5 protein-coding genes, 1 tRNA gene and 1 pseudogene are annotated in these 7,666 nt (G+C 44.6%); 5 read left to right on the forward strand and 2 right to left on the reverse strand.

The features are described 5' to 3' along the window. Window positions 1-448: 448 nt before the first annotated feature. On the reverse strand, window positions 449-1,282 hold the full coding sequence (locus tag H8S52_RS19085) for a 4Fe-4S binding protein (RefSeq protein ID WP_186910385.1): 834 nt from the start codon (window positions 1,280-1,282) through the stop codon (window positions 449-451). A 240-nt stretch (window positions 1,283-1,522) separates the two neighbouring features. Between H8S52_RS19085 and rho the strand changes: the two genes are divergently transcribed. The 5 genes from rho to H8S52_RS19110 all read left to right on the forward strand — a co-directional run bounded on the left by rho (window position 1,523) and on the right by H8S52_RS19110 (window position 7,454). Beyond that, a complete protein-coding gene (gene rho, locus H8S52_RS19090) occupies window positions 1,523-3,499 on the forward strand; it encodes a transcription termination factor Rho (RefSeq protein ID WP_186910386.1) in 1,977 nt (658 codons plus the stop codon). A gap of 296 nt (window positions 3,500-3,795) precedes the next feature. After that, the gene (ffh, locus tag H8S52_RS19095) at window positions 3,796-5,118 is read left to right on the forward strand and encodes a signal recognition particle protein (protein WP_005652735.1); all 1,323 of its coding nucleotides are present in this window, start codon (window positions 3,796-3,798) and stop codon (window positions 5,116-5,118) included. Window positions 5,119-5,258: 140 nt separating this feature from the next. Continuing rightward, a complete protein-coding gene (gene folD, locus H8S52_RS19100; RefSeq protein ID WP_117986032.1) occupies window positions 5,259-6,140 on the forward strand; it encodes a bifunctional methylenetetrahydrofolate dehydrogenase/methenyltetrahydrofolate cyclohydrolase FolD in 882 nt (293 codons plus the stop codon). An 8-nt stretch (window positions 6,141-6,148) separates the two neighbouring features. Beyond that, window positions 6,149-7,291: a CapA family protein gene (locus H8S52_RS19105; RefSeq protein ID WP_117986055.1), complete on the forward strand. Its 1,143-nt coding sequence runs from the start codon at window positions 6,149-6,151 to the stop codon at window positions 7,289-7,291. 89 nt (window positions 7,292-7,380) lie between these two features. Continuing rightward, window positions 7,381-7,454: transfer RNA gene (locus H8S52_RS19110), tRNA-His, on the forward strand. Between the two features lie 109 nt (window positions 7,455-7,563). Here H8S52_RS19110 and H8S52_RS20225 read toward each other — a convergent pair. Then, window positions 7,564-7,666 (reverse strand): annotated as a pseudogene (locus H8S52_RS20225) (DDE transposase); the annotation flags it as partial.

A 7,666-nucleotide genomic window follows, 5' to 3' on the forward strand; every position in this document is an offset into this window, starting at 1 on the left:
TTTGGCCGTCAAACCTTGTTTTCGGGGGAATACCTAAAGATACAAAAAAGCCAACTAATTCGCAATAATTTGTGTATGAATTAGTTGGCTAATTTTGTAATATTTAATGAATGTCCCTAGGTTAGAGATACAGAACTTTAACCTAAAAACGGCTCTCTCCAGCCTAAAGACACCCATCTTCAGGCCGGAGATAAAGTTCTTCTCCTATATTTACCGGCTTCTTACCTGAAGAGAACATCTATCCTCTCCGACAAGAATCCTTCTCCTTAAGAGCCTGCTTAAATATTCTTCAGCATTCCTTGTTTGAAGATATTTTCTATTTTTATTCGTCACATACCCCGTTATGCTTTTTATAAAAACAAAAAACAGACCGGATAGAGCTTCAAAAGAAGCTGAAAATACTCTTTGAACTCAATTTATGCCTGAAGGCAGATATGTCAGAACCTACTTACAAGATAATTCTATTTTCCTTCTGCTTCTTAAAGCAATCGGCAAGCAAGGCGGCAAACGGCGTATCAAAAGTACGGGCCTTTTGCGGACACCCTTTTACACAAGCACAGCAGCGAATACACTTTTCCACATCGGTGCTACACTCATCGCCTTTCGCGATGGCGCCTGCCGGACAATGCTTCACGCAGTATCCGCAATGGTCGCAAAGTTCTGTGTCGACAGCTGGAATACGCGGCATAGGAACTCCACTTTTGCGCAGTTTCACCACCTTCCGCAAGAAACGGAATAACGGAAAAAATGCCTGACGGGGACGTTGAATACGGTTGACGTCAACGGCATAGAGCTTATCCATGTCGACTGCCGCTTCGATTTTAGTCCGTATCTTAGCGCCGAAAGTTTCTGCAAACTGCAAGTCATCTGCATCCGGCCGCCCTGCAGCTATGGGATTTTGCTGCGTATTGTACGAATGCTCGCCTACAAACGTAGCACCGGCAATCACTTTAAATCCTCTGTCCGATGCAAATGCGTCCAACTCCACCAATGCTTTTTCATAGGCACGGTTACCATACACAGCAACCAGCACCGCCGGAGCGCCGGAAGCATGAACGTCTTTCATCCGCTCCAATGCCGGGGGTGCCACCTTCCCGCCATAGACGGGGACGGTTATCACCGTCAAGGTGCTTTCAGGAATTTCCAATTTGCCGGCCGGGTGGAAAGTAAGGTCTGTCCGGGCAACATCGGAAATGCCCGTACCGCGAACAATCGCCTCGCCCACTTGTTTAGAGGTATGGGTAGGCGAAAAAGTAATCAAACGAACTGCATATATATTCATAAATCTGTTTCTTATATAATAATGAAACAAAGATAGACTTTTAAAATTAAAAAAAAGACGATTTATTTATGAAACCAAAAATTATTATTACCTTTGTGCCATTGAAACATTCTGCAACTCCTTGCTGAGGTGAGGATTGTTAGTCAGATTTCCGGTTCAATAACAAATATCCCTATTAAATCATAATTTACAAAAGGTAGACTTACCGATATAAGTAAAAACCATTCACACATATACTATATGTATAATATCATTCAATTAAACGACAAAAATTTGTCGGAACTGCAAGCTATTGCCCAAGAACTGGGTATCAAAAAAACAGACTCTCTCAAAAAAGAAGAACTCGTTTACAAGATACTTGACGAACAAGCCATTGCTGGAGCAACCAAGAAAGTAGCAGCCGACAAATTAAAAGAAGAACGTAAAGGGGACAAGCAAAAACGTTCTCGCGTAACGGTCAAGAAAGAAGCAGCGGACAAGGTATTCACAGCCAACAAGAACGGTGAACTCACAAAAGGGAAAACCGAAGAGGCACCTGCCGTACAAGCTTCCGTACAAGCAGCAGAGGCGGCTAAAGAATCGGCCGTAGCCGCAACTCCCGCAGCAGAGACTGAAGTTCCCAAACGCAAACCGGGACGTCCGCGCAAAGTAAAACAAGAAGCGGCTCCCGTAGCGGAAGCACCTAAAACCGTTCTGGCAGAAACTAAAGCAGAAACTACAGAGCCGAAAAAAGCAGAACCCAAGAAAATTGTTGCAGCCCCCCAGCCTACACCGGATGAAAGTCCTGTCTTGCCGGAAGCAGAAGATGACTTTATCCCCATCGAAGATTTGCCAACCGAAAAAATAGAACTGCCGTCAGAGCTCATCGGCAAATTCGAAGCTACCAAAGCAGAAACTCCCGTTCCTGCAACAGAGCAACCGCAACAACGCTCTCGTCTTCGCCTCCGCGATAACAATACGCCATACAACAATCGTAACAATAACAACCAGCGTCCTGCACAACAGCAGCAACGTCCTGCACGACAACAGAACAACAACGAGAATTATGTTGCTCCCGAACGCAAGCCGGCAATAGAACGTGAAAAGGCGTACGAATTCGATGATATACTCACAGGAACCGGCGTATTGGAAATCATGCAGGACGGTTATGGATTCCTGCGCTCATCCGATTATAACTACCTTTCTTCTCCCGATGATATCTACGTTTCACAATCACAAATCAAACTGTTCGGCCTGAAGACCGGTGATGTAGTGGAAGGTGTTATCCGTCCCCCCAAGGAAGGAGAGAAATATTTCCCACTGGTAAAAGTATCCAAGATTAACGGACGTGACCCGGCTTTTGTACGCGACCGTGTACCGTTCGAACATCTCACCCCGCTCTTCCCGGACGAGAAATTCAAACTTTGCAAAGGCGGATATTCCGACTCCCTGTCTGCCCGCGTAGTAGACCTCTTTGCGCCCATTGGTAAAGGCCAGCGTGCATTAATCGTAGCACAGCCCAAAACCGGTAAGACTATCCTGATGAAGGATATCGCCAACGCCATTGCAGCCAACCATCCGGAAGTGTACATGATTATGCTGTTGATTGATGAACGTCCGGAAGAAGTTACCGACATGGCCCGTACCGTAAATGCAGAGGTTATTGCCTCTACTTTCGACGAACCGGCAGAACGTCACGTGAAAATAGCAGGCATTGTGTTGGAGAAAGCCAAAAGAATGGTAGAATGCGGACATGACGTTGTTATCTTCCTTGACTCCATAACACGTTTGGCACGTGCCTACAACACTGTTTCCCCGGCTTCGGGTAAAGTATTGTCCGGAGGTGTGGACGCCAACGCACTGCACAAACCGAAACGTTTCTTCGGTGCTGCCCGCAACATCGAAGGCGGTGGTTCGCTCACCATCCTTGCTACGGCGCTTATAGATACCGGTTCCAAAATGGACGAAGTAATCTTTGAAGAGTTCAAAGGCACTGGTAATATGGAACTGCAACTCGACCGCAACCTGTCCAACAAGCGCATCTTCCCGGCTGTCAATATCGTTGCTTCCAGCACTCGTCGCGATGACTTGCTGCAAGACAAACAAACGCTGGATCGCATGTGGATTCTCCGCAAGTATCTTGCTGATATGAATCCGATAGAGGCAATGGACTTCGTAAAAGACCGTTTGGAAAAAACCAAAGACAACGATGAATTCCTGATGAGCATGAACGGTTAAATACCTACACGGAAAAGAACCAATAAGATATAAAAGCAAACATTTGAAAAAGAGCGGAATAACTTATGCTATTCCGCTCTTTTTCAATGTTATTATATAATAAAAAGCAAAAGCATGGAGAATAAGCATGATTTCAGTCTTCCCATCAGTTGGAACGGAATATTTTATGCTTCAAGGCAATCTGCCGCAAAGCCGTAATAATATTCTGTCCTTAAAAGAAGGCAGTTACAGGTATTTTTTGTACTTTTGCGCCTCAATAAGAGTAATTTGTAATTTAGTAATTGTAATTAGATACTATGTTCGATAATTTAAGCGAGAGACTTGAGAGGTCGTTTAAAATTTTGAAGGGTGAAGGTAAAATCACCGAAATTAATGTAGCAGAAACGCTGAAAGACGTGCGTAAAGCACTTTTAGATGCTGACGTAAACTATAAGGTTGCCAAGAGTTTTACCGATACCGTTAAGGAAAAAGCTTTAGGACAAAACGTGCTGACAGCTGTAAAACCCAGCCAGTTAATGGTAAAAATCGTACACGATGAGTTGACACAACTCATGGGTGGCGAAACTGCGGAAATCAATATTGATTCCAAACCGGCTGTTATTTTGATGTCCGGTCTGCAAGGTTCCGGTAAGACCACTTTCTCCGGAAAGTTGGCACGCATGCTGAAAACCAAAAAGAACCGGAAGCCCTTATTAGTGGCTTGCGACGTTTACCGCCCCGCCGCTATCGAACAGTTGCGCGTACTGGCAGAGCAGATCGAAGTGCCCATGTATTCCGAACCTGATAGCAAAGACCCGGTGAGCATAGCCCAAAACGCCATACAGGAAGCTAAAGCCAAAGGATATGACCTCGTAATCGTCGATACAGCTGGTCGTCTGGCCGTAGACGAAGAGATGATGAACGAAATCGCCGCCATCAAATCCGCCATCAATCCGAATGAAATCTTGTTCGTAGTGGATTCCATGACCGGACAGGATGCCGTAAACACAGCCAAAGAATTCAACGAACGTCTGGACTTCAATGGTGTGGTATTGACTAAGTTGGACGGTGACACTCGCGGTGGTGCCGCCCTTTCTATCCGTACTGTAGTAAACAAGCCTATCAAGTTTGTAGGAACCGGCGAAAAGCTGGACGCTATCGACCAATTCCACCCTGCCCGTATGGCAGACCGTATTCTGGGTATGGGCGACATCGTGTCATTGGTAGAGCGTGCACAAGAACAATATGATGAAGAAGAAGCCAAACGTCTGCAAAAGAAAATTGCGAAGAACCAGTTTGACTTCAACGACTTCCTGAGCCAGATTGCACAAATCAAGAAAATGGGTAACTTGAAAGAACTCGCTTCCATGATACCAGGGGTAGGCAAAGCTATCAAGGATATCGATATTGACGACAATGCTTTCAAAAGCATCGAAGCGATTATCTACTCCATGACTCCGGAAGAACGCAGCAACCCGGCCATCCTAAACGGCTCACGCCGCCAGCGTATCGCCAAAGGCAGCGGCACGAACATTCAGGAAGTAAACCGTTTGCTGAAACAGTTCGACCAGACCCGTAAAATGATGAAAATGGTGACCGGCAGCAAAATGGGCAAGATGATGCCGAAACTGAAACGATAAGAAAGAAAAATATCCTGCATATAAATCCCGCTAATTTCATAGTTCGAATGAAATCAGCGGGATTTTTGCTTTATTCGGTTATTTGCCCTATTTTTGCGAATAATGCCATGCAAATAATAACTAATACAATAATATTAAATATGACACTAATTGACGGAAAAGCAATTTCCGAACAGGTAAAACAGGAAATTGCAACAGAAGTAGCTGAGATAGTGGCACGCGGCGGAAAACGCCCGCATTTGGCAGCTATCCTTGTAGGACACGACGGTGGCAGCGAAACCTATGTAGCAGCCAAAGTAAAAGCTTGTGAAGTATGCGGATTCAAGTCCTCGCTCATTCGTTATGAGACAGATGTAACGGAAGAAGAGCTGCTGGTGAAAGTGCGCGAACTGAATGAGGATGCAGATGTAGACGGTTTTATCGTCCAGCTGCCTTTGCCAAAACATATATCGGAACAAAAAGTGATTGAAACAATCGACTACCGCAAAGATGTGGATGGCTTCCATCCTATCAATGTAGGACGTATGTCCATAGGATTGCCTTGTTACGTTTCCGCAACTCCTAACGGAATTCTCGAATTGCTGAAAAGATACAAAATAGAAACTTCCGGAAAGAAATGCGTTGTACTGGGGCGCAGCAATATCGTAGGCAAACCCATGGCTGCCCTAATGATGCAAAAGGCTTATCCCGGTGACGCCACAGTAACCGTTTGCCACAGCCGCAGTAAAGACCTGGTAAAAGAGTGCCAAGAAGCCGATATTATCATCGCAGCTATGGGACAACCTAACTTTGTAAAAGCGGAAATGGTGAAAGAAGGCGCAGTTGTCATTGACGTAGGTACTACCCGTGTACCGGACGCAACCAGAAAATCCGGTTTCAAGCTGACCGGTGATGTCAAGTTCGATGAAGTAGCTCCCAAATGTTCATTCATCACTCCCGTACCCGGTGGTGTAGGTCCCATGACCATTGTCTCTTTAATGAAGAATACATTGTTGGCAGGCAAGAAAGCTATTTATCAATAATAAGGATGATGAAAGCGCTCATCTCCCTTATCTTTCTACTATATAGCGCAACCCTTTCCTCACAGGAAAGGATTACGCTATTATTTGTAGGAGACTTAATGCAACACCGGGCGCAAATAGATGCCGCCCGCACTTCCAACGGGAAATATGATTATTCTCCTTGTTTCTCCCTTGTAAAGGAAGAAATCTCCCGTGCCGATATTGCAATAGGTAATCTTGAAGTGACTCTCGGTGGAAAACCTTATCAAGGCTATCCTACTTTCAGTGCACCCGACGAATATCTGCAAGCTATCAAAGATGTCGGATTCGACGTTCTTCTCACAGCAAACAATCATTGCCTGGATCGCGGCAAGGCTGGATTGGAACGAACTATCACACAAATCGAATCATTTTCCATACCCTATGCAGGTACTTACCGGAACGCTATAGAACGTAAACAACTCTATCCTCTCTTCATCCGGAAAAAAGGTTTCTGCATAGCCATACTCAACTACACTTACGGCACTAATGGAATCAAGGTATCTGCACCCAACATCGTCAATTACATTGACAAAAAAACAATTCTAAAAGACATACATAGCGCCCAAGCCGTACGTCCGGATGCTATTATAACCTGTATACATTGGGGAGAAGAATATCAATCACTCCCGAACCGTGAGCAATGCGAGCTTGCAGACTGGTTGCTGAAACAGGGGGTGACCCATATTATCGGTTCGCATCCGCACGTAATCCAGCCTATGGAATTACGCACGAACGGCAATCAACAGCATGCCATCGTCTATTCTTTAGGAAACTTCATCTCTAATATGAGCGCTGCAAATACAGACGGTGGACTCATCTTTACGCTGCAACTTGAAAAATATCCTCTCCCCAAGCCCATCCGTCCATTACCAAACCATTCAAGTCATTCACCGTCGCCCGAATCTTTTGCCTATTCTTTTCCATTCGCCCGTGTCGTTCGATGCGGATACACTTTAGTATGGACCGGCCGCCCTACTCTCACCGGAGAAAAAAATTACATTTTATATCCTTCTTACTCACCACACAGCCGTTTGCCGCAATCAGCCCGTAACCGTCTGAATATCTTCATTAAAAACACTCGAAAGTTCCTGGTACAGCATAATACGGAAATTTATGAAAATAATAAATAGCTATTTTTTTGCAAAAAAAACGCCAAAACATTTGTAATATCAAAGATTATCCATATCTTTGCACCGCATTTAAGAAATGCAACAACATGGTGACTGTAGTTCAGTTGGTTAGAGCGTCAGATTGTGGTTCTGAATGTCGAGGGTTCGAGTCCCTTCAGTCACCCAAGAAAAAGAGGAATTTCAGTGATGATTTTCCTCTTTTTTTTATTATAGGGACATTCATTAAATAGGGACATTCATTAAATATTACAAAATTAGGAGTCAGTAGCTTTTTAGTGGGGATACGCATATAGTTTAGCAATGCGGAAAAGGAAGAACCTCTTGTCAGCTACGCCTCTTAGGTTTGCTCTGAACAGTTTAATTTTAGCATTGAAA

Source organism: Bacteroides sp. NSJ-48 (assembly GCF_014287405.1).
In the GTDB taxonomy this organism is placed as follows: Bacteria; Bacteroidota; Bacteroidia; order Bacteroidales; family Bacteroidaceae; genus Bacteroides; species Bacteroides stercoris.

What these genes read in the sequence shown, in the direction of transcription:
- H8S52_RS19085 (WP_186910385.1), bottom strand. Translation starts at nt 1,282, where the DNA reads ATGAATATATATGCAGTTCGTTTGATTACTTTTTCGCCTACCCATACC.
- rho (WP_186910386.1), top strand. Translation starts at nt 1,523, where the DNA reads ATGTATAATATCATTCAATTAAACGACAAAAATTTGTCGGAACTGCAA.
- ffh (WP_005652735.1), top strand. Translation starts at nt 3,796, where the DNA reads ATGTTCGATAATTTAAGCGAGAGACTTGAGAGGTCGTTTAAAATTTTG.
- folD (WP_117986032.1), top strand. Translation starts at nt 5,259, where the DNA reads ATGACACTAATTGACGGAAAAGCAATTTCCGAACAGGTAAAACAGGAA.
- H8S52_RS19105 (WP_117986055.1), top strand. Translation starts at nt 6,149, where the DNA reads ATGAAAGCGCTCATCTCCCTTATCTTTCTACTATATAGCGCAACCCTT.